Source organism: Cohnella pontilimi (assembly GCF_005049045.1).
In the GTDB taxonomy this organism is placed as follows: Bacteria; Bacillota; Bacilli; order Paenibacillales; family Paenibacillaceae; genus Cohnella; species Cohnella pontilimi.
This window is the reverse complement of the sequence record NZ_SUPK01000001.1, coordinates 419,178-439,742: the sequence shown is the minus strand read 5'-3', so window position 1 is coordinate 439,742 and position 20,565 is coordinate 419,178. Positions and strand designations below refer to the sequence as shown.

At 57.2% G+C, this 20,565-nt stretch carries 22 protein-coding genes; 20 read left to right on the top strand and 2 right to left on the bottom strand.

What is annotated here, in order from left to right; genetic code table 11:
• Positions 1-339 precede the first annotated feature (339 nt).
• From E5161_RS02220 to E5161_RS02165, 13 genes are all read left to right on the top strand, one after another.
• Positions 340-2,625: a DEAD/DEAH box helicase gene (locus E5161_RS02220; protein ID WP_136775982.1), complete on the top strand. Its 2,286-nt coding sequence runs from the start codon at positions 340-342 to the stop codon at positions 2,623-2,625.
• Positions 2,622-4,031 carry a ribonuclease H-like domain-containing protein gene (locus E5161_RS02215; RefSeq protein WP_136775980.1) on the top strand — a complete coding sequence of 470 codons (1,410 nt, stop codon included), beginning with the start codon at positions 2,622-2,624 and terminating at the stop codon, positions 4,029-4,031. The genes E5161_RS02220 and E5161_RS02215 overlap by 4 nt, the downstream gene beginning before the upstream one ends.
• A gap of 31 nt (positions 4,032-4,062) precedes the next feature.
• Complete coding sequence (locus E5161_RS02210) at positions 4,063-4,929, top strand: HAD-IIA family hydrolase (protein WP_246042065.1); 867 nt, start codon at positions 4,063-4,065, stop codon at positions 4,927-4,929.
• A gap of 17 nt (positions 4,930-4,946) precedes the next feature.
• On the top strand, positions 4,947-5,765 hold the full coding sequence (mutM, locus tag E5161_RS20940) for a bifunctional DNA-formamidopyrimidine glycosylase/DNA-(apurinic or apyrimidinic site) lyase (RefSeq protein WP_211246670.1): 819 nt from the start codon (positions 4,947-4,949) through the stop codon (positions 5,763-5,765).
• 3 nt (positions 5,766-5,768) lie between these two features.
• Positions 5,769-6,608 (top strand): deoxyribonuclease IV, encoded by an 840-nt coding sequence (locus E5161_RS20935; protein ID WP_211246669.1) that lies wholly within the window; start codon positions 5,769-5,771, stop codon positions 6,606-6,608.
• Complete coding sequence (locus E5161_RS02200) at positions 6,605-6,973, top strand: cyclic-phosphate processing receiver domain-containing protein (protein ID WP_136775978.1); 369 nt, start codon at positions 6,605-6,607, stop codon at positions 6,971-6,973. The genes E5161_RS20935 and E5161_RS02200 overlap by 4 nt, the downstream gene beginning before the upstream one ends.
• Positions 6,966-7,310, top strand: a complete 345-nt coding sequence (locus tag E5161_RS02195; RefSeq protein WP_136775977.1) for a thioredoxin family protein — start codon at positions 6,966-6,968, stop codon at positions 7,308-7,310. Before E5161_RS02200 ends, E5161_RS02195 begins: the two co-directional genes overlap by 8 nt.
• Positions 7,307-8,080 (top strand): ABC transporter ATP-binding protein, encoded by a 774-nt coding sequence (locus E5161_RS02190; protein WP_136775976.1) that lies wholly within the window; start codon positions 7,307-7,309, stop codon positions 8,078-8,080. Before E5161_RS02195 ends, E5161_RS02190 begins: the two co-directional genes overlap by 4 nt.
• Positions 8,081-8,084: 4 nt before the next feature.
• Positions 8,085-9,110: a 23S rRNA (cytidine(2498)-2'-O)-methyltransferase RlmM gene (locus tag E5161_RS02185; RefSeq protein ID WP_136775974.1), complete on the top strand. Its 1,026-nt coding sequence runs from the start codon at positions 8,085-8,087 to the stop codon at positions 9,108-9,110.
• A gap of 120 nt (positions 9,111-9,230) precedes the next feature.
• Positions 9,231-10,850, top strand: coding sequence for a serine/threonine protein kinase (locus tag E5161_RS02180; RefSeq protein ID WP_136775973.1), 1,620 nt, complete (start codon positions 9,231-9,233; stop codon positions 10,848-10,850).
• An 18-nt stretch (positions 10,851-10,868) separates the two neighbouring features.
• Complete coding sequence (gene chrA, locus E5161_RS02175) at positions 10,869-12,095, top strand: chromate efflux transporter (protein WP_425456428.1); 1,227 nt, start codon at positions 10,869-10,871, stop codon at positions 12,093-12,095.
• A 17-nt stretch (positions 12,096-12,112) separates the two neighbouring features.
• Positions 12,113-12,814, top strand: coding sequence for a response regulator transcription factor (locus tag E5161_RS02170; RefSeq protein ID WP_136775971.1), 702 nt, complete (start codon positions 12,113-12,115; stop codon positions 12,812-12,814).
• Positions 12,811-14,163, top strand: coding sequence for a sensor histidine kinase (locus E5161_RS02165; RefSeq protein WP_136775969.1), 1,353 nt, complete (start codon positions 12,811-12,813; stop codon positions 14,161-14,163). Before E5161_RS02170 ends, E5161_RS02165 begins: the two co-directional genes overlap by 4 nt.
• Positions 14,164-14,228: 65 nt before the next feature.
• On the opposite strand, the gene E5161_RS02160 is transcribed toward E5161_RS02165, so the two are convergent.
• Entirely contained in the window at positions 14,229-14,720 is a 492-nt protein-coding gene (locus tag E5161_RS02160; protein WP_136775967.1) for a C40 family peptidase, read from the bottom strand.
• Between the two features lie 265 nt (positions 14,721-14,985).
• On the opposite strand from E5161_RS02160, the gene E5161_RS02155 reads away from it, so the two are divergent.
• From E5161_RS02155 to E5161_RS02140, 4 genes are read left to right on the top strand one after another with little or no spacing between them, the layout of a single operon-like run.
• Positions 14,986-15,843 carry a carbon-nitrogen hydrolase family protein gene (locus E5161_RS02155; RefSeq protein ID WP_136775965.1) on the top strand — a complete coding sequence of 286 codons (858 nt, stop codon included), beginning with the start codon at positions 14,986-14,988 and terminating at the stop codon, positions 15,841-15,843.
• A 17-nt stretch (positions 15,844-15,860) separates the two neighbouring features.
• Positions 15,861-16,526, top strand: coding sequence for a GNAT family N-acetyltransferase (locus E5161_RS02150; RefSeq protein WP_136775963.1), 666 nt, complete (start codon positions 15,861-15,863; stop codon positions 16,524-16,526).
• A 21-nt stretch (positions 16,527-16,547) separates the two neighbouring features.
• Complete coding sequence (locus E5161_RS02145) at positions 16,548-17,219, top strand: GNAT family N-acetyltransferase (protein WP_136776396.1); 672 nt, start codon at positions 16,548-16,550, stop codon at positions 17,217-17,219.
• A gap of 40 nt (positions 17,220-17,259) precedes the next feature.
• Complete coding sequence (locus E5161_RS02140) at positions 17,260-18,033, top strand: MBL fold metallo-hydrolase (RefSeq protein ID WP_136775962.1); 774 nt, start codon at positions 17,260-17,262, stop codon at positions 18,031-18,033.
• On the opposite strand, the gene E5161_RS02135 is transcribed toward E5161_RS02140, so the two are convergent.
• On the bottom strand, positions 18,030-18,692 hold the full coding sequence (locus E5161_RS02135) for a thiamine diphosphokinase (RefSeq protein ID WP_136775960.1): 663 nt from the start codon (positions 18,690-18,692) through the stop codon (positions 18,030-18,032). The genes E5161_RS02140 and E5161_RS02135 overlap by 4 nt on opposite strands.
• A 179-nt stretch (positions 18,693-18,871) precedes the next feature.
• Here E5161_RS02135 and E5161_RS02130 point away from each other — a divergent pair, with 179 nt between their 5' ends.
• Genes E5161_RS02130 through E5161_RS02120 form a run of 3 tightly spaced genes read left to right on the top strand, consistent with a single transcriptional unit; the run spans position 18,872 to position 20,540 of the window.
• Positions 18,872-19,528, top strand: coding sequence for a trimeric intracellular cation channel family protein (locus E5161_RS02130; RefSeq protein WP_136775959.1), 657 nt, complete (start codon positions 18,872-18,874; stop codon positions 19,526-19,528).
• Positions 19,525-20,004, top strand: a complete 480-nt coding sequence (locus E5161_RS02125; RefSeq protein ID WP_281279835.1) for a low molecular weight protein-tyrosine-phosphatase — start codon at positions 19,525-19,527, stop codon at positions 20,002-20,004. The genes E5161_RS02130 and E5161_RS02125 overlap by 4 nt, the downstream gene beginning before the upstream one ends.
• Positions 20,001-20,540 carry a hypothetical protein gene (locus E5161_RS02120; protein WP_136775957.1) on the top strand — a complete coding sequence of 180 codons (540 nt, stop codon included), beginning with the start codon at positions 20,001-20,003 and terminating at the stop codon, positions 20,538-20,540. Before E5161_RS02125 ends, E5161_RS02120 begins: the two co-directional genes overlap by 4 nt.
• Positions 20,541-20,565: the final 25 nt, after the last annotated feature.

Here is a 20,565-nt window from a genome sequence, read left to right as displayed (position 1 = left end):
AATGATTAATGGGATTAATGAGTGTTGGTGGATTTAAGGCTGTGCGACAATCTTATCGTGAGTTTGGCGGTTGGTTGTCCAGCTTTAAGACGTTGATATTCCTTTAAGTCGAGTGTTTGCAGCAAATGGGAATACGGCGGCTCGGATTTCGTTAAAAAGTTTCCCGGGAAAGCGCAGGAGGCGACATTTCGTGTCAGACTCGGGGGAATGAAAGCGATAATTAGCTGCATTAAGCAGTCAGTGTCTGCCGTTTTGTCGAAAAACAGAGCCATTCGGGCATTGATGGGCGAACATATATTCTGTAAAATGAAAACAAATCCTTGAGAGGAGAGAGCGAAACTGAACCGTTTGACGGGTAAAACGGAGTCGATGGAGGAGTGGCTTTCTCAGCTCCGAACGAACAAGGAGATCATGGAGAACGTGACGTACTGGCATACGCAGCCGGCTCGTCCGTCCCGCACCGTGGTTCTCCCGGAAGAGGTGCATCCCAAACTTGCTCAAGCCCTTGCTGCCAAAGGGATTCGAGAATTATATACGCACCAGGCCGCAGCGTTTCGCTCGGTAACCGCAGGACGGCATGTGGTGACGGTTACGCCCACCGCGTCGGGCAAAACATTATGCTACAACCTGCCGGTACTCCAGACGCTGCTGCACGACGACAGTGCCAGGGCGCTGTATTTGTTCCCGACCAAAGCGCTAGCCCAAGATCAGGTCGCCGAGCTGCAAGAGCTGGCGAATCTGATGGAAGCGGACATCAAGACACATACATACGACGGTGATACGCCGCCCACTGTGCGGCAGGCGATCCGCAACGCCGGGCATATCGTGGTGACGAACCCGGACATGCTGCATTCCGCGATTCTGCCGCATCACACCAAATGGGTAAAGTTGTTCGAGAATATCCGCTATATCGTCATAGATGAGCTGCACGCTTACCGGGGCGTATTCGGCAGTCACGTGGCGAACGTCATTCGCAGATTGAAGCGGATCTGCAAGTTTTACGGGAGCAGCCCGCAGTTCTTATGCGCGTCCGCAACGATCCGCAATCCGAAGGAGCACGCAGAGCGGCTCATCGGCGAACCCGTCGATCTCAACGACGACAACGGGGCGCCGGCCGGCGAGAAACATCTCGTTTTCTACAACCCGCCGGTCGTCAATAAGCAATTGGGCATCCGCCGCAGCAGCGTACTGGAGTCGCAAAAGCTCGCCGGATCGCTGCTGAAGGACGGCATCCAGACGATCGTTTTTGCGCGCAGCCGGGTCCGGGTGGAAATATTGCTCACCTACCTGCAGGACCTGGTGAAGAAAGAGTTGGGCACGAAGTCGATCCGGGGGTACCGGGGCGGGTATTTGCCGAAGCTGCGCCGTGAGATCGAACGCGGCCTCCGCAGCGGAGAAATTCGCGGAGTCGTCAGTACGAACGCGCTCGAGCTCGGGATCGACATCGGTCAGCTGCAAGCCTGCGTGCTGAACGGTTATCCGGGATCGATCGCCAGCACGTGGCAGCAGTCGGGGCGCGCAGGACGCCGGCACGGCAGCTCGGTCACGTTCCTCGTGGCCAGTTCCAATCCGTTGGATCAATATTTGATCCAAAACCCGAATTATTTTCTCGGCACCGCCCCCGAAGAGGCCCGTATTCATCCGGATAATCTGCTCATTTTGCTGGATCACGTCAAATGTGCGGCTTATGAGCTGCCGTTCGAGGACGGCGATAAATTCGGCGAGGAGAAGCTGTCCGATTTACTGGAGTTTCTTGCCGAGGAGAAAGTGCTGCATCACGTCGGGACGCGCTGGTACTGGATGGAGCAAGGGTTTCCGGCACACAACATCTCGCTTCGATCGGCAGCGCAGGAAAACTTTATCATCATCGACATGACCGCGGGACATAAAGTGATCGGTGAAGTCGACCGATTCGGTGCTCCCACGCTGATCCACGAGGAAGCGATTTACCTGCATGAAGGTGTACAATACCAGGTAGAGAAGCTGGATTACCCCGAGAAGAAAGCCTACGTGCGCGAGGTGAACGTCGACTACTTCACCGACGCCAATCTGGCGACCGAGCTGAAGGTACTGCACATTGACCAGGAAGCGCAAGAAGGTCCGCTGCTTCGCCAGTATGGAGAAGTGACGGTGACGGCGAAACCGACCATTTTCAAAAAGATACGTCTTCGCACGCACGAAAATATCGGGTCGGGTCCGATTCATTTGCCGGAAGAAGAGTTACAGACGAGCGGATACTGGTTTTCCTTCTCGGAGGAGGAGACCGCCAAACGGTCGGCGAACGACATGCAGATGGCGCTGCTCGGGCTGGCGAACGTGCTCGTCCATCTCGCGCCGCTGCATCTGATGTGCGATCCGCTGGACATCCGCGTGGTGCCGCAAGTGAAGGACATTCACCACAAGCGGCCGACGATTTATTTTTACGACCGGTATCCGGGCGGCATCGGGCTCAGCCAACGCCTTTATGAGCTGCATGGAGAGCTGTTGAAGGAAGCTGGACGGCTCATTCGCGGATGCGGCTGCCAGAGCGGTTGTCCAGCCTGTGTCGGACCGATTGAGGAAGTCGGGCTGCTCGGCAAGCAATTGGCGCTGTCGCTGCTCGACGGTTTGAGGGTTCCGTCATGAGCGGACTTAAGGAACGGCTGGAGAGGCTCCGGGCTTCCGCGATGGCGGCACAGGCCGCTGAGAAGCGGGACGAGGCGGAATCGACGGAATGGTCGGCGAGAGAATCGGCGTCATCCCCAACATCTGCCGAGGAGGCCGCCAAGCTCCATCCCGCATTCCGCAGGTTAGGCGTGGAAGAGTGCACGAATGAGGCGGGGTCGTTTTTGCTCCGGAGAATCGTGTATCCTTATCCGTACCGACACGGCCGGTATGCGTTGGAAGATTTGAGGCTTTGCGCGCCGCATCTGCAGCCGGTCGCTTGGCGGCAAAATCGCTCGGATAAAAAGAAGCGATGGGTGCCCGAAACTGCGGACGAGTTTCCGGCTCCCGAGGCGTCCGGCCTGTTGTTTCTCGACACGGAGACGACAGGTCTTGGCGTCGGAACGGGGAACGTGCCGTTCATGATCGGGATCGGAAGATACCGGCAAGACGCTTTTGTGGTGGAGCAGACGCTCATCCGCCATCCCGGCGAGGAGCGGGCAATGCTGACGTGGCTGCAGGAGCAATTCCGCGGTGTTACGCACTTGGTCACGTACAATGGAAGAACGTTCGACTGGCCTGTGCTTGTCAACCGGTTTATTCTGAACGGCTGGAGAAGGAGCTCGGCGGAGCCCGGGCATTTGGATTTGCTCCACCCCTCACGCGCGCTTTGGAAATATACGCTGCCCACCTGTCGTCTCAGTACGGTGGAAGAGGAGCGTCTCGGCATTATCCGCGAACAGGACGTTCCCGGATCGCTGGCTCCGGAATTGTACGTTCGATATTTGGGAGACGGCAATCCGGAGCATCTTTACGGCGTGTATGTCCATAATGAAAAAGATGTCCTGACGCTTGCCTCGCTCGCCGTTCATTTCGGCCACCTGCTCGGCGGAGGCTTGGGCACGGCCGCCGAGGAGCCGACCGATGCTGAGGAACGGTTTCGCACAGGCGCCTGGCTGGAGCAGCACGGACAACCGTCGGAAGCCGAGCGGTTGTATGATTTGCTTGCTGAAGCGACTGAGCAGGGAGAAGGCGGCGGTGAAATCGGCTGGCGGCTCGCGCTCGCGGCTAAGTACAAGAGGCTCGGCAGTCTGCACCGGGCCGTGCCGATGTGGGAGCAGGCCGCATCACTCGCGGAGGCTTCCCGTCTGCCGAGGCTGGAGGCGCATTTGGAACTCGCCATGTACTATGAGCACCGGCTCAAAGACTTCGCCTCTGCTTTGCGTTATGCCGAGTCCGCGCTTGGGCTTGCTCGCCGCCGGGCTTCACTCGTCCGACTGTCTGCGGCCGGCAGACAGGAAAGGGAACGGCTGGAGCGGCGGGTGAATCGTCTCAAGCGAAAGCTGCTTCGCGAACAGTTGGAGAAGACAGCCGGCTTTGCGGAGTAACAGGATGAGGCAAGTAGAAGGAGCTGGAGACATGTCCGAACAATCGCTATCCGACAACGGCCGGTATTACGGGTCTCCGCGCTTGCGCCTTCCCAAGGCGCTGCTGTTCGATTTGGACGGCACGCTGTACCGCGGAACGGAGTGTGTGCCCGGAGCCGGCCGCTTGATCTCTTCCTTGCAGCAGCGGGACATTCCATGCTGGTATGTGACGAACAACTCTTCCCGCACCCCGGAAGAAGTGTCACAGCATCTCAACGAGATGAACATCCCGGCCGCTCCGCAACAGGTTATTACATCCTCGCTGGCAGCGGCGGATTATGCCAAGCGGCATTTTGCCGCAGCTTCGGCGTATGTCATCGGAGAAAGCGGCCTTCGTCAGGCGTTGACCAAAGCCGGGCTTCATCTTATCTCAGACGCGGATGCAACGCCCGCTTCCGTCGTGGTGTCGGGCATCGATCGTGATTTTACCTATTTGAAACTCGCCAATGCCGTACGGCATATGCTAAACGGTGCCGCTTACCTTTTGACCAATCCAGACAAATTGCTGCCGACGGAAAAAGGGCTGATGCCGGGTGCGGGTACAATCGGAGCCGCATTAACGGCGGCGACGGGCATTTCGCCAACGGTGATCGGTAAACCATCTGCGGTCCTCATGGATTATGCGTTGAAGCGTGCGGGTGTGCTTCCGGAAGAAACGTGGGCTGTTGGAGATAATCCGTTTACCGACATCGCCGCGGCCCGTGCTGCCGGGTGTCCGTCGGTTCTCACGCTGACCGGTCTGTGTACGGCATCCGACTGGGAAGCCAAGTGCCGGGAGGCGGACGCTTTTCCCGACGCCGTTTGCGCCGATTTGGACGAGCTCGACATCTTGCTTCGGACGGCAGCGTCCGACCAATAGAAGGGAAGAAAATGCGAATGCCGGAATGGCCGGAAATGGAAAATTACCGCAGACTGCTTTCTCCGCGGATCAGCGGGCAAAAAATAACCAGGGTCGACGTCAACCGCCCCAAAACCGTGAATGAACCGGAAGCAACGTTCCGCGGAGAGCTGCTTGGCCGCCGGATTTTGTTCGTGGAACGCCGCGGCAAACAGCTGCTGTTCCACTTGGATGACGGATACCGTCTCGTTCTCCATTTGATGCTGGGCGGCTGGCTGGCTTATGGAGCGGAGGGTCCGAAGGAGGACAGCCATTTTCAGGTCATTCTGGGCTTCGAAAATGGACAAAACTTATACTTCGGCGGTCTGAGACTCGGGTACCTGCATCGGCTGAGCGCCAAAACGGTGAATGAGCAGCTGAAGGATTTGGGTCCCGATCCGTTCGACGCCAGGATGAATCCCGAACTGTTCCGGAAAAGACTTTCCGCAAGAAGAGGCAAGCTGAAGCCGGCCATGACCGATCAGCGTCTCGTTTCCGGAATCGGAAACTGTTATGCCGACGAAATCTGCTTCGATGCGTTCATTCATCCCGAAACCCCGATTCCGTCGCTTGATCAGGAAAAATCGGACCGTCTGTATCATTCCATGCGCAAAATTTTGGAGGAAGCGGTGGCTGCCGGAGGATATATGGACCGGCCGTTGTCGGCGAATGATGCGCTGACCGGAGGTTTCGACAACCGATGCCGGGTATATGATAGGGAAGGGGAACCTTGCGTTCGCTGCGGGACTCCGCTCGAGAAAGGAGAAACCGCAGGCCGGAAAATGTTTTTCTGCCCCCATTGCCAAAGGATGGGATGAAGCATGCGGATCGGATCTCACGTCAGCACCCGTAACGGATATCGAGAGGCGGCGCGCAGAGCCGCGGCGATCGGCGGAGACGCCTTTCAATATTTTCCGAAAAACCCCCGGAGCCTGCAGGTGAAAGCGTTCGACCGGCGTGACGCGGAAAGCTGCGCCGAATGGTGCAGGGAGAACGGCGTCGTGTCGATCGCTCACGGTCCGTACGGCGTAAATCCGGCAACGGAAGGGGAAACCGCCGCTGTCTGCGCCCGTTCGACGCTGAACGATCTGGATATTGCGGAGGCATGCGGATCGATCGGCGTTGTCGTGCATTTTGGCGTGTATAAAGGGGAAGATCCGTTACAAGGTTATAAAAATATCATACAATGGATCAATACCGTCACGTCGAATTGGCAAGGAAAAGCGAAGGTGCTGCTCGAAAACCAGGCGGGCGAACATGGCATCATCGGGACGACTCCCGAAGAGCTGGTGCAAATCCGAAATCTATGCGCGGCGCCTGAGAAAGTTGGGTTTTGCCTGGATACTTGCCACTTGTTCGCCAGCGGGCAATGGGAGACGGGAAAATGGGAACCTTTCGCCGACAGGGCCAGGAAGCTTGGGTATTGGGAAGCGCTAGCGGCCGTACATTTCAACGATTCCCGTTATGAGTCGGGTTCGCGGAGAGACCGCCATGCCGTCGTCGGTGAAGGTTATATCGGGGAGGAGAACTTCCGTCAGTTCCTGGCGACACCGGAGCTGCGCGATATTCCGCTGATGCTCGAGACGCCTGAAGAGGAGGACGGCACGCACCGCCGCCAGGTGGCCCTGGTCAGGCGGTGGTCGGAGGAGGTGCTTGAATGATCAATGTATTTTTGGATGATATGCGGGCTTGTCCGCCCGGATTTGTGGCCGCCCGTTCCGCCGAGGAATGTCTGCTGCTGCTTGCGGAGTGCGACGTCGAAGTGCTGTCGCTGGATTACGAGCTCGGATACGGACAGCCGAACGGCTTATCCGTTGCGCACGGTATTATTGTAAGCGGTAAATATCCGCGTGAAATATACGTGCATTCTTCCAGTCTGATGGGTCGGGCGGAAATGGTGCGCGCGCTAAGAGGTTCCGCGCCCGCTGAAGTCCTGATCCACGACGGGCCGATGCCCGATCACGTGCTGAAAGCCGCTGCCGCCGGAGCCGCTCCGGATACGTGGACGGTAGAAGCGGATGCATGAGTGGCGAGAATGGGAGCCGGCCGGCTGGCGAAGAGAATGGACGGCGGCTCCGGGACCGCTTGCAGTGCTGGTGCATACTCCGCTGTGCGGAACCTGCAAGGCGGCCCGGCAGATGCTGAACGTCGTCCGTGAGCTGATGCCGGAGCTTCCGATGACTGCCGCGAACTTAAACGTGATGCCGGATATGGCACAGACGTTTCAGATCGAAAGCGTGCCGTGCTTGCTTGTGAAGAGACCGGACGGGTATGTGGAGAAGCTGTATCGTTTCGGCTCCGTGCCGGAACTGTTGGAGCGATTGCGGTCGCCCCGTTTATGGAGGGGGAAACAGACGCCTTGATTCATTTAAAGGATTTGACGCTGCGCCGTGGGGAGCGGGATATTCTCCGCGGCGTCGATTTGCATGTGGAGCCGGGCCAGCATTGGGTGCTTCTCGGCCGTAACGGCTGCGGCAAAACAACCGTGCTTGAAATGATCACCGGATATTTGTTTCCTACATCCGGTACGGTCGATGTGCTCGGCCATCGATACGGACAAGTGGATGTGCGGGAAGTGCGCAAGAACATCGGATACATAAGTCCGTCCCTAATGGAGAAATTTACGCTTCGCGACCCGGTGTGGGAAATCGTCGCAGGCGGGGCTTTTGCCTATTTGCGCATTTATGAACAACTGCCCGAGGAAATCAAAGAGCGGTCCATTCTGGAATTGGAACGCGTGGGACTGGCTCATACGGCGGAGCAGCCTTTCGGCACGCTATCGCAGGGAGAACGCAAAAAGGTATTGCTCGCGAGAACGATGATGTCCTCGCCGCAGCTGCTCATCCTGGACGAGCCGTGCGCAGGTTTGGACCTGTACGAACGGGAGAAGTTTCTGGACGCATTGGCCGGGTTTGCCGGACGTGAATTATCCATGCTGTATGTAACGCATCATATCGAGGAAATCGTACCGCTGTTCACCCACGTGGCGCTGATGGCCGACGGCCGGATTACCGCACAAGGGGAAAAGAGAGAAGTGCTGACTCCTCGGCAGCTGCAGGAAGTATACGATTTGCCCATTCAGGTGGATTGGGCGGATCATCGTCCCTGGATTCGTGTAGGAGGTGGAAAATAACCCCATGATGACATTCATCGGAACGGCCAACCCCGGTTTTTCCCCTTACGCGATGGAGGAGCTGCGGCGGCGCATTCCGGGCACTTCCGTGTCCGGAGAGGCTGCGGGCGAAACTTTCCGGTTCACGTCCGGCGAACGCGAACCGGCAGAACTGCTGAAGGAGCTTCGCCGGGACGAGCCGGTATTTCTTCGTCATCTGTTCCCGCTCGAGGCGGAATATCCGGTTACGGCAGATCCTGCTGCCACGGTGGAAGCTTTGACCGCTTATGCACGGGCTTTAGAGGAACGGGTGCCAGGACGCAAAGTGGCGGTGCAAATCCGGAAAACGCAAGAAAGTCCGTTTCCGTTCTCCTCGGCGGAAGCCCGGGATATTGTGGCCGAAGTGGTACGCGAGCTGGGCGGTGAATCTGTGGTGCAAGACGCCGATCAAATCGTCTCGGTCTACGCTTCCGGCAAATCCATCCTGTTCGGCTGCTCAGATCCGAAGGACAACTTGTCGGATTGGCCGGGCGGCGCGGTGCGGTTTCGCCGGGAAGAAGGACTGCTGTCCCGCGCGGCGTTTAAACTGCTGGAGGCGGAACGTGCGTTCAAGCTGCCGCTGGACCGCTTCAACCATGCGCTGGATCTGGGAGCAGCGCCGGGCGGCTGGTCGTCGGTGCTGTTGGATCGGGGACTGAAGGTAACGGCTGTGGATCCCGCGGAAATGGATCCTTCTTTGTATAAAAATCCTCGGTTCCGTCACTTGAAGCAGAATGCTTCGGATGTGTCGTTCCCGCCGGGGACGTTCGACTTGCTCGTGTGCGACATGAGCTGGGATCCGCATCGGACATGCCGTCTCGTCTCCGCACTGTCACCCGCGATGACAGCCGGCGCTTCGGGCATCATCACGCTCAAGCTCATGTACCGCAAACCGCTCCAAACGCTTCGCGAGCTGATGGAAGAGTATGCGGATCATTTCGATATTCGCAAAGTGAAGCAGTTGTTTCACAACCGGGAAGAAGTTACAATGTGGGTAAGAAGAAAGCCGTAAGGCGGTCACGGTTCGGGAAAGCATCCCGTATTCGCGGCGCAGCCCCTTGCTGGGGGTATTGCGTTCCGGATACGGGATTTTTACGTTTCCGGACGCCAATCGCCGCGAAGGAGAGAATACATGGAAGACCATCGCAAGCCGGTACCGCAGCTGCCTGCCGGCACACTTTACGCGGACCGCTACCGCATTGTGGCGCCGCTTGGCCGCGGCGGCATGGGCCAGGTGTATTTGGCCGAGGATGTGAGATTGGGCGGCAAACGGCGGGCGCTGAAGTTGACGGCCGCCTCCCAGGAAGAGAGGGCGTCTTTCGTCCTTGAGGCCCGCATGTTATCCGAGCTGCAGCATCCGCACCTGCCGGACATTGTCGATTATTATCCGCCGGACGCCAGCGGTACTGCCGGCATCGTGATGGAATATATCGCGGGCGATACGCTCGCGGATTTGTTCGAGCGCAGCGGCCGCCATTTGCCGTTCGCGCGTATTTTCCGCTATCTGAATCAGCTCTGCGACGTGCTGTGCTACTTACACGGCCGTGAGCCGCAAATCGTGTTCCGCGATTTAAAGCCCGCGAACGTGCTGATCGACCGCCACGACCGGGCGGTGCTCATCGATTTCGGTATCGCGCGCCGGTACCGGCCGGGAGCGGGCTCTGACACCGAGCGGCTCGGCACGCCGGCATTCGCGGCTCCCGAACAAATTCGCGGCGAGCAGACGGACGGGCGCACCGATTTATTCGGCTGGGGTGCGATTGCCTTTTATTTGTTATCCGGCGGTCAGTTTGCCATCCGGCGCGCCGGAAATTTACACCGCACGCTTCAGCCCGACGTTCCGCGTGAATTTACCGATGTGCTTGAACGGGTATTGGCCGACGATCCTGCCGTCCGTCCGGAGAACGCCAACCAGCTCAGGCAGCTGCTTCAACCGATTGCAGGCAGCGCGGAGACGGCAGAAACGAGCAGGAGACATTCCGATGTACGTACGGATGACGGTGTGATCGTCGCCGCCGTTGTTTCCGCCTATCCCGGAGCCGGCGCTACTTTCTGCGCAATCGGGTTGTCCAAGGCGTTATCCGAAGCGGGAGTCGCACACGCTTTGGTGGAATGTCCAGGCCGCGAGCCCGAGTTGTATGAGCTGCTGGACGGTGACCGCCGCAAGCCGAAGCATACCGCATTCGCCGACCCGAGCGGACAGTCCGATCCGGTTCCCGCTTGGCGGCTTGGAACGGCATCGCTGTATACACTGGATCCGAGGCGAGCATCGCCGATGCCGCCCGAAGATGTGTTTGCGGCATGGCTGCGCAAGCTTGGCGTCCCGCTTGTGATTCTGGATGTATCCAGTGGTTGGGACAGCCCCGGCGTCGCCGGCTGGCTGGCGGAACATGCCGGCTGGATATGGTGGGTCGCGGACTGCATGCCCGCCAAATGGTCTGTCCGCCGTCAGGAGGCAGGCGCGGAACTGCACAGGCTCATCCGGAAAAACGGCCACGCCTCCCGCTGGATCGCCAACCGGGATTTGCGGTTCCCCGAGCGGGAACATTGGCTTTCCTGTTTTCCCGAGCGGCCGGTCCTCACGATTCCGCAATATCCGACGGAATCCGTCGTGCAAGCCGTGTGGCGGGGCGAAGGAGTTCCCGGCTCGTCCAAATCCGCATCTCATATGAACCTAGCGTTTCAAAAGTGGGCGGGAGAGGTTATCGAAAGCCAAAGAAGGAAGTTATCTCCTTTTTCCCCAGTCGTATAATCGTGTTACAATAAAGTCATGAGAGAAGAGATCGAAAAACCGGGAAACGTCGGTGCGAAATATGCGAATCCGGGCTGGATGGAAACGGGTTGGACGGCGCTTCGGCTCGGGCTGACCTCATTCGGCGGTCCAATCGCGCATATCGGCTATTTTCGAAACGAATATGTGCATCGCCGGCGGTGGGTCGACGAAGAAACGTTCGCCGATCTCACCTCGATGTGCCAATTCCTGCCCGGACCGGCCAGCAGCCAACTCGGGATGTCCCTCGGGATGAAGCGTGCCGGCGTCGCCGGCGCATTGTCCGCTTGGGTAGGTTTCACCCTCCCGTCAGCCCTTCTCATGACATTCTTCGCCTTCGCAGCCGCTTCGATCGGGAAAGCCGGGGAAGGACTGCTCCACGGGCTGATGCTTGCGGCAGTTGCCGTCGTGGCGCAAGCCGTCTGGAGCATGGCTCGCACATCCGTTACGGACGTCACGCGCGCGGTTTTTGCCGTATGCACCGCTGCTATTGCGCTTTGGCTGCCTGGAACGGCGGGACAACTGCCGCCGCTTGTTCTTTGCGGAGCCGCCGGATGGCTGTTGCTGCGCAAACAGGTGAACATCACAGCTCCGATTCCGGATGTCCCGCGAAACCGCCCGGTTTTGGCGATGACTTGTTTATCGTTATTTTTCATTCTGCTTGCCCTTCTGCCCGTACTTTCGGTCGTTTCGCTCAGTCCGCTGGTTAATCTGGCGGATATCGGTTACCGCGCCGGATCTCTCGTGTTCGGAGGAGGTCACGTCGTGCTGCCGATGCTGGAACACGAATCGGTCCGGTCCGGTTTATTGACCGAGCGGCAGTTTGTAGAGGGTTACGGCGCTGCGCAGGCCGTTCCCGGTCCGCTGTTTACGTTCGCGGCGTACATCGGGGCAGTCTCCTCTCAAGGGCTGCAAGGCTGCATACGTGCCGCCGTGATGTTGATTGCCATATTTCTGCCCTCGTTTTTGCTGGTCGCCGGCGTCATGCCGTTTTGGGAAGGGCTGCGCGCCAACAAGGGAACGAGAGCGGCACTTGCCGGGGTCAACGCTGCCGTTGTCGGGCTGCTTGCCGCCGCACTTTATGATCCTGTATGGACGTCGGCGGTTCGTCAACCGATCGATATTGCCGTCGCCGCAGCGGCATTTGTATGTTTGGTGTTATGGCGATGGCCGTCATGGCTGATCGTCGCCGCAAGCGCTTTAGCAGGATGGATGATCTATGGGTAGAGAAAGGGGATTGAATCGTGAAAGAGAAAGAGAGCATTCTGATTATCGAAGATGAAAACGCCATCGCGCGTATTTTGCAATTGGAGCTCGAGCACGAAGGGTATGAGGTCGGCCGTGCCGCAGACGGCAGAACCGGTCTGGAAATGGCCCAGTCAGGCGAATGGCACCTGATTTTGCTCGACGTGATGCTGCCCGAATTGAACGGCATCGAAGTGCTCCGGCGGCTGCGGCAAAGCGACGCGGCGGTGCCGGTCATTCTCCTGACGGCACGGGATACTGTTCCGGACAAAGTGAGCGGCTTCGAGCACGGCGCCAACGATTACGTCACCAAACCGTTCGCCATGGAAGAGCTGCTCGCACGCGTGCGGAACCTGCTGCGCATTTTCAAAGCTTCCCGGGAAGGCGAAAGCGAAGACGTGCTGCGCATCGGCGATCTGACGATCGAGCTCATCACGCGCAAAGTATTCCGCAAAGACCATTCGATCGAATTGACGCCGAGGGAGTTTGAGCTGCTGCTCTATTTGGCGCGGCACAAAAATGAAGAAAAGACACGTGACGAAATTTTGTCCGACGTATGGGGTTACGAATACATAGGCGACACCAACGTGGTGGACGTGTATATTCGATATTTGCGGCAGAAAATGGACAAGGGTTACCGCCATAAACTGCTGCATACCGTTCGGGGTGTCGGCTATATGCTGAAGGAGCCGGATGCATGACGCTTCGCGCCCGCTTTACCCTTTTTACCGTATTTTGGCTTATTTTTATTTTGATCTTGTACAATATTTTCGTCTATTTCTTCGTCATTCGGGTCACCACGCGCGGCGAATTGCAGCTGCTGGCCAACAAAGCGGATCTGGTGGCGGAGACGATTCGAAAACAAGGCAACAGGGGATATGACGATCCGAAGCTGCTCACCGACATGTACAATGCCAACGAGATGCTCCGGATTGTGATGACGGGCGGCAGGGTTGTCAACAAGGTCGGCACCGACGAGGAGTTGCTGTCGCTTCCGCCTGCCGTGTCGCCGAACATGACGTCCGAGACGCTTCATGTCAACGGACAGCGCGTCATTTACTTCACCATGCCGCTGTATGAGGAGGGGAGCCAGGTCGGAGCGGTCGAAGGAGCCCGGCGGCTCACCGTTCTCGACAGCTATCTGCAAATCATGGTGCTGGCGCTGAGCGTGACGAGTGTGGGTGCCGTCGTGTTCGCCATTTTCGGAACCTATTGGTTCACCTCGCGCATGACCGGTCCTCTGGCCCAAATGGTGCAGACGATGCGGGAAATCGACCGGAGCGGTAAATTGCATCAAGTGCAGCTAAGCGGAAGGGAAGAATCCGTCGAGCTGCAGCAGCTCGTTCGCGCGTTCAACCAGATGATCGAACGTCTGGACCGTACCATCGAGCATCAAAAGCAGTTCGTGGCGGACGCGTCGCATGAACTGAAAACGCCGCTCACCGTCATTTCCAGTTACGCGGATATGTTAAACCGCTGGGGCCGGGGCAACGCGGAAGTACGCGACGAGGCGATCGAGGCGATCGGCAAAGAGACCGAACGGCTTCAGAAACTGATCCGTTCCATGCTGACGCTGGCGGAAGCGGAGCAGGACGAGTGGCTGACCGTCACCCGGTTCGACGTCCCGACCGTCGTGCACGAATTGGCGTCGATGCTGGGCACGACGTTCGGGCGGGAAATCCGCGTTCACTCGTCGAGCCAGTCGGTTCCGATGAGAGCGGACAAGGATAAAATTCGTCAGTTGCTGCTGATCCTGATCGACAACGCGATCAAATACAGCAAAGAGCCGATCGACGTCCGCATCCGTCAGGATAAATCGGGCATCAAGCTCGAAGTGACCGATTACGGAATCGGTATTCCTGAAGCCGAGATTCCGTATTTGTTCGAGCGGTTTTACCGCGTCGATTCGGCTCGCCACCGCTCCACCGGCGGAAGCGGTCTGGGCCTGTCCATCGCCAAACGGATCGTCGTTCTTCATGAAGGTCAGTTGGAAGTGTACAGTAAACCCGGCAGCGGCACCACGATCTCTATTCATTTTCCGAGAACATGATGACGCACGAAAAAAAGGCAGGTTCGGCTTCATGGCCGAATCTGCCTTTTGTCTTTGGCTTCGTCTTATAACACCCGGCGGGCCGTTACATAATTGGTTTTCCAGTAACCGGTCAGGCTCGAATACGCAACGCCTCTGCTGGGATAGGAATGCAAAATTTTGTTGTTACCCAAATATACCGCCACGTGGCCGATTTTGTTTCCCGTGCGCTTGGGAGATTTGAAGAACACGAGATCCCCGCGCTTCAGATTGGCTTTCGTGATTTTACGGCCTTTGGTCGCCTGGGAGCTTGATACCCTTGGGAGCTTGACGCCGTATTTGCCGTATATGTATTGGGTAAAGCTCGAACAGTCGAAGGACGACGTTGCGCCCGAAGGAGCGCCGAAACGATATTTGACTCCCAAATATTTTTTGCCGAGCTTGATAATACTGTCCGCTTTGGTGGCTTTAGCTGCGGACGCTTGAGGGGCTTGTCCCATGGCTAATCCGGCAAACCCGACAATGGCGCAAAGACTGACGGTGACGACTTTGCGGGCGACTGTGCGTTTGAGGCTCATGCTGCGTGGTCCCTCCATGTTACTCTTATTCTGCTAACTTCCTTGGTCAGTATAACAAAAGGAAGGTTACCTATAATTTTCTAAGGAGAAAGCAACCAAGCGTGTCTCATGCGTTTCCAGCACTTTCTTAGAAACCGATTAAAATTTTCTCACCGAACTTGTCGATGTCTCCTTCGTCCATGTTGACCGGCACCCGTTTGGTGTTTCGCGGCGCAAAGTGGTATTTTTAAAAGGTGTATTTTGGAGGGGTAGGGGGTTTGGCCTTATGAAAATGCGGGTATCCGCTGTTCAGTTTGATTTGCGAGATGTGAACTCTTTCGAGGAGTTTCGCCGGCAGGTGGTGCATTATGTCCGCAACGCGGCGGAATATGACGCGCAATTCGTGCTGTTTCCGGAATTCATCACGACGGCGCTGTTATCGATCGGGGGAGAAGGCGAGACGGGTCAGCCGATTGACCGGCTTCCGGACTACACGGAGCAGTATACGTCCTTATTTACCGGACTGGCTGCCGAATACGGGATGTACATCATCGGCGGTACGCATGTGACGCGCAAGGAGGGGCAACTGCGGAACACGGCGTTTCTGTTCGGTCCGGACGGCACCGTTTTTACCCAGGACAAGCTGCATATTACGCCTACGGAGAAAGAAGAATGGAGCGTAAAAGAAGGCGACGGAGTCGAAGTGCTCGATACACCGTTCGGGAAAATCGGACTGCTCACGTGCTATGACATCGAATTTCCCGAAATCGTCCGAATGGTACGGGCCAAAGGCGCGAACGTCATCTTCTGCCCATCGTGCACCGATGACCGGCACGGTTTTTACCGGGTTCGTTACTGCTGCCATGCCCGGGCTGTCGAAAATCAAATCTATATCGTGACCACGGGAACCGTCGGATCGCTGCAGCGCGTCGATTTCATGCGGGCTAACTATGGTCAGGCCGCGGTGATCACGCCGAACGACATTCCGTTTCCGCCGCGAGGCATTATGTGCGAAGGGGAGATCAACGCCGATATGCTCATTACGGCGGACTTGGATCTGTCTCTGCTCGACGAAGTGCGCCAAAAAGGTTCGGTGACGACTTGGCGGGACCGCAGAACCGACCTTTATCCCGACTGGAAATAAGGAGGCGGCGGCAGGCGATGCTGAAGCATCTGAGAGTGACGGATGGAGAGCGGATGCTGCCGGCGGTCATTCGCAACTATGGGCCGGCGGATTTTCAGGGGTTGATCGAAGTTCAGGCGCAAAGCTTTCCGCCCCCGTTTCCTTCCGAGCTGTGGTGGAATGAGGAGCAACTGCGCGAGCACGTTACCCGGTTTCCTGAAGGCGCGCTATGCGTGGAAATTGACGGGGGGATCGTCGGCTCGATGACCGGCTTGCTGCGTACGCTGGACGACAGTCATCCGCATGACTGGGCCCGTGTGACGGACAACGGATACATCCGTAACCACGAACCTGACGGAGATACCTTATACGTAGTGGATATTTGTATAGCGCCGGCTTACCGTAAATTCGGGCTTGGAAAATGGCTGATGCAGTCGATGTACGAGACGGTGGTGTTTCTGGGATGCCGCAGGCTGCTCGGCGGAGGCCGCATGCCCGGTTACCACAAGGTGACCGATGAGATCTCGCCTGAACGTTATGTCGAACAAGTGGTGTCGGGGGAAAGAAAAGATCCCGTCATTACGTTTTTACTGCGGTGCGGCAGGCTGCCCGTCGGCATCGCCGCCAACTATTTGGAAGACGAGGAATCGCGCGGATACGCCGTCTTGATGGAATGGCGAAATCCGTTCCGGTCATTTATTTGAGGAGGTCATATACATATGGCAATGGAATACTTACGTATCCAATCGATTGAGGACGAAAACTTCGCCCAAATGCACCGTTTGATGAGCCGCATTTTCCCGCCGGAAGAAGTGCTGGCTTTCGACTTGTGGAAGGAGCCTCTCGCGGATCCGACGATCAACGTTTATGTGGCCTTACATGAAGGCGAAGTCGTAGGGGCAACGGAATATCGTTACTATCCCGGGATGCGTGTCGCCATGACGGATTTCACCATAATCGGGCAAGCGGATCTGGGCATCGGCCGGTTCCTGTATGTGAACCGGGAGCGCGATTTGCGCCGGCTGGAAGATGAATCCGGTATGAATTCGCTCGGCATGTTCGCGGAAATTTACGATCCCCTACATATCGAGGCTTTGCGTTTCGGCGAAGCGCTGCCCATGCATCCTGCCGTCCGGCGTGAAGTGCTGTCTCACCTCGGGTATCGGAAACTGGATATCGACTACGTTCATCCGTCCTGGGACTTGGAAGGCAAAGCGGTCCGCGGATTGAATCTCGGGTTCCGCCCGGTGGAGGAGAACCTGGATTCGCTTCCTTCTTCGCTGGTGGTAGAGTTTTTGCGCACTTATTACACAGCGATCCCGGAGAAGCCGCAAGAGTGGCTGGATATGATCGCCGGCTTGGAACGCCGCGATCGCATTCCGCTGCTGCCGATTTAACCCATCAGTTCGTCATGTAAGGATAAGGAGTCGCCGACGGATGCAGATTACGTTTTTGGGGAATGGAGATTCCTTGGGTACTCCACGGGTCTATTGTGATTGTGCCGTTTGCTCCGAGGCGAGAACGACCGGAGCAAACCGGCGATTGCGATGCTCGGTGTGGATCGAGTTAGAGGGCGAGAAACCGCTGCTGCTGGATTGCGGTCCCGATTGGCGCGGGCAGATGGAGCGCATCGGGATTCGTGCGGTCGATCAGGCGCTGATCACCCATGCGCATTTCGACCACATTGGAGGTCTCACCGAGTGGGCGGATGCGTGCCGGTGGCGGGAGGTGACGGCGGATTTGTACGCGCCGATGGAGGTGCTGGAAGAAATATCGCAGCGCTTCCCATGGGTTAGTTCGCGCCTTCAATTGAAGAGCAATGACGAGGGGATGAATTACGGAGATTGGCGGATCGATCCTTGGAAGGTGAACCACGGGAAAAACGGATTTTCCTACGCCTACCGTTTTGAACATGTGCTCGACGGACGAACATGGGCCTACTGCTCCGACTCGATCCAATTGACGGAAGAGCAGAAGGCCCCGCTGTATGGAGTGAACCTTCTCGTGCTCGGAACGAGCTTCGCCGAAGAGCCTTATCCGATGGAAACGCGGTCCGTGTACGATTTGAAGGAAGGGATCCGGCTGGCGGAGGAAGTTCGGGCGGAGAACGTGCTGTTCACGCATCTTTCGCACGATATCGACGTGCGCCGCGACTATGGTCTTCCAGCGCATATGAGGTTAGCCCAAGCGGGCATGAAGATTACGGTCTAATCGCGGCTGCGGATCACCAGCAGCTGACCTTCAGATAGGGTAATCCTACCCTGCGCGTCCATGAGCACGTTGCTGACTCCGAGCGACCAGCCCAGTGTCAATGTCGCGTCGGTCAGCGGATATTGAAATCCTTCAAGCGTGACTCCCTTCACGACCATGGAGAGAGGCAGTAAAGACACATACTTATAGCGCGAATCCGCCTCCAGCCGCAATTCACCCTTGCAGAGGCGGATTTCATTATGTTCGTCGATCAGGCGGCCCTCACAACCTTGCTCCGCCAGCTGACGAAGCAAGTGAACGTTCGCCAGACTGTGATCGAAACGGGTTCCCAGACCTCCGACAATTTCGATATGCCGGTAACCGCGGGAAACCGCCTCTCGTATGGCCAGTTCGGTGTCCGTCCAGTCTTTGTCGACCGGGTCGCAGGCGAGACATTCAAGAGAAAATTCGGCAATCTCGTTCCGCTGCTCCGCGGTTACGGAGTCAAAATCCCCTAGTGCCAAATGAGGCCTGACGCCGTGACGTACGAGAAATTCGGCTCCGCGGTCGGCGCCGATCAGGAAAGCTTCCGGCGTCATGCGGTCCATCGCCCATTCGCCGAGGGTGCCCCCCGTAAAAATAACCGCCTTAGAACGGCGGCTGTGCTCGCGATCGCTCATCTATCTTTTTCCTCCGTTGATCTCGGTTGGTTCGTCCACCCCAGTATAACCGGAAATCATCCGTTGCGGAATGTCCCGGCTTGCCGCTACAATTGAAGAGTGCCGATGAGATTCGACATGAAGCGCCGGACAACAAGAGAAAGGCTGCGGGGAAGCGGCCGTTTCGGAGGGTCAACACGTTGGACTTTGACGTCTTTCATGTATTCAGCTTGATCGGCATCATCGCGTTCGCGGCGAGCGGCGCGGTGGTGGCGATGGAAGAGGGCTACGATATTTTGGGCGTTTTCGTGCTCGGCTTGGTCACGGCTTTCGGCGGCGGAGTGGTGCGCAATCTGCTGATCGGGATTCCGGTAACCACTTTGTGGAGTCAAGGCGTCTATTTGAAAACCGCGTTTTTCGCGATTCTGATCGTGTTTTTGATGCCCTCCCGACTGATTTGGCATTGGAAGCGTACGGAGGCGTTTTTCGATGCCATCGGCTTATCCGCATTCGCGATTCAAGGCTCGTTGTTCGCGGTTGATGCCGGATTGCCGCTTAGCGCGGTGATGGTGGCCGGGATGATGACGGGAATCGGGGGCGGCATGATCCGGGACATTATGGTCGGCCGCAAACCGCTCGTGCTACGGGACGAAATTTACGCCGTATGGGCGATTCTCGCCGGATGCGCGGTTGGACTCGGGCCGATGAAACAACCTTGGCAGCTGGTGGTCCTTTTTTCGTTCGTCGTCCTGTTTCGGATGTTATCCGTGCACTACAAATGGAAATTACCCCGCCGTACGCTCTCCGGCGCGCGCGGCCACGCAGACGATAAGGCACAATTGGGAGGCGGACTGTGAGTTATTCCGTATTGTTCGTATGTTTGGGCAACATTTGCCGGTCCCCGATGGCGGAAGCGGTGTTCCGCGATCTGGTTCGCAAGGAAGGGCTCGAGAACGTCGTAGAGATCGACTCGGCCGGAACCGGCGATTGGCATATTGGGAAACCCCCGCATGAAGGAACGAGGAGCATACTGGATGTCTATCGCATTTCCTATGCCGAAATGAAAGCCAGGCAGCTGGCTTCGGTTGACGGGAGCCGGTTTGATTTGATCGTGGCGATGGATACGAAGAATGAACGGGACATCTGGGCGGTGCTCGGCGATAAGGCCGGCGCCGAAGTGATCCGATTTTTGTCCCTGCTCCCGGGCCATGGTTCGGACGATGTTCCGGATCCGTACTACACAGGTAATTTCGAAGAGGTATACGAGCTGGTGAAAGAAGGCTGCGAAAAGCTGCTGATCCGAGTAAAAGAACGGTTGGGTGATCGAGGATGACGACGCAAGGCGAAGGGGGTATGGAGACGGAATTTCCGCTTTCCATCCGCCATTTGAGATTTGTGCCGCAAGATTTGCTGGATGCGCGGATCGTGCCCGTTAAAGGGCTGCGCCAGGAGGAGAATGAGACGTACCGGCTCGTGAAAGATTCGCTCACGGGCGAGCATTATCTGCATTACGGGGTACGGCATGTGAATCTCGCGGCAGGCGGCGCAGAGGAGGAGTTTCATCATCTGATGCCCGTCGAGCATGACGATGTGATCTCTTATGCGCTCGGGGCACAGGATTTTCACTATCCGGAGAACTGGAAAAAGGCCTACTTGCGCAATGGTCCCGCAGGAGGATTTGTGTGGTATGACCCCAACGGCGCCGTCGACAGATCCGCTGAGTACGACGCGATCGCGGCACAAATTCGGGAGAAACTCCATACTTTCCGTCGTGAAGGACGATCAGGCACGGAGGAAATGCAGAAGCTGATTGACGACATGGAACGGCTGTTCCGTCCGGAAACGAACAAAGACCCGTCATCGGAGTAAATCTCCGGTGTGCGGGTCTTTTGTT

Bases quoted from the DNA above. Each gene is read 5' to 3' on its own strand.
- E5161_RS02215 (WP_136775980.1), top strand. From the start codon at position 2,622: ATGAGCGGACTTAAGGAACGGCTGGAGAGGCTCCGGGCTTCCGCGATG.
- E5161_RS02210 (WP_246042065.1), top strand. From the start codon at position 4,063: ATGTCCGAACAATCGCTATCCGACAACGGCCGGTATTACGGGTCTCCG.
- mutM (WP_211246670.1), top strand. From the start codon at position 4,947: ATGCCGGAATGGCCGGAAATGGAAAATTACCGCAGACTGCTTTCTCCG.
- E5161_RS20935 (WP_211246669.1), top strand. From the start codon at position 5,769: ATGCGGATCGGATCTCACGTCAGCACCCGTAACGGATATCGAGAGGCG.
- E5161_RS02200 (WP_136775978.1), top strand. From the start codon at position 6,605: ATGATCAATGTATTTTTGGATGATATGCGGGCTTGTCCGCCCGGATTT.
- E5161_RS02195 (WP_136775977.1), top strand. From the start codon at position 6,966: ATGCATGAGTGGCGAGAATGGGAGCCGGCCGGCTGGCGAAGAGAATGG.
- E5161_RS02185 (WP_136775974.1), top strand. From the start codon at position 8,085: ATGATGACATTCATCGGAACGGCCAACCCCGGTTTTTCCCCTTACGCG.
- E5161_RS02180 (WP_136775973.1), top strand. From the start codon at position 9,231: ATGGAAGACCATCGCAAGCCGGTACCGCAGCTGCCTGCCGGCACACTT.
- chrA (WP_425456428.1), top strand. From the start codon at position 10,869: ATGAGAGAAGAGATCGAAAAACCGGGAAACGTCGGTGCGAAATATGCG.
- E5161_RS02165 (WP_136775969.1), top strand. From the start codon at position 12,811: ATGACGCTTCGCGCCCGCTTTACCCTTTTTACCGTATTTTGGCTTATT.
- E5161_RS02160 (WP_136775967.1), bottom strand. From the start codon at position 14,720: ATGAGCCTCAAACGCACAGTCGCCCGCAAAGTCGTCACCGTCAGTCTT.
- E5161_RS02155 (WP_136775965.1), top strand. From the start codon at position 14,986: ATGAAAATGCGGGTATCCGCTGTTCAGTTTGATTTGCGAGATGTGAAC.
- E5161_RS02150 (WP_136775963.1), top strand. From the start codon at position 15,861: ATGCTGAAGCATCTGAGAGTGACGGATGGAGAGCGGATGCTGCCGGCG.
- E5161_RS02145 (WP_136776396.1), top strand. From the start codon at position 16,548: ATGGAATACTTACGTATCCAATCGATTGAGGACGAAAACTTCGCCCAA.
- E5161_RS02140 (WP_136775962.1), top strand. From the start codon at position 17,260: ATGCAGATTACGTTTTTGGGGAATGGAGATTCCTTGGGTACTCCACGG.
- E5161_RS02135 (WP_136775960.1), bottom strand. From the start codon at position 18,692: ATGAGCGATCGCGAGCACAGCCGCCGTTCTAAGGCGGTTATTTTTACG.
- E5161_RS02120 (WP_136775957.1), top strand. From the start codon at position 20,001: ATGACGACGCAAGGCGAAGGGGGTATGGAGACGGAATTTCCGCTTTCC.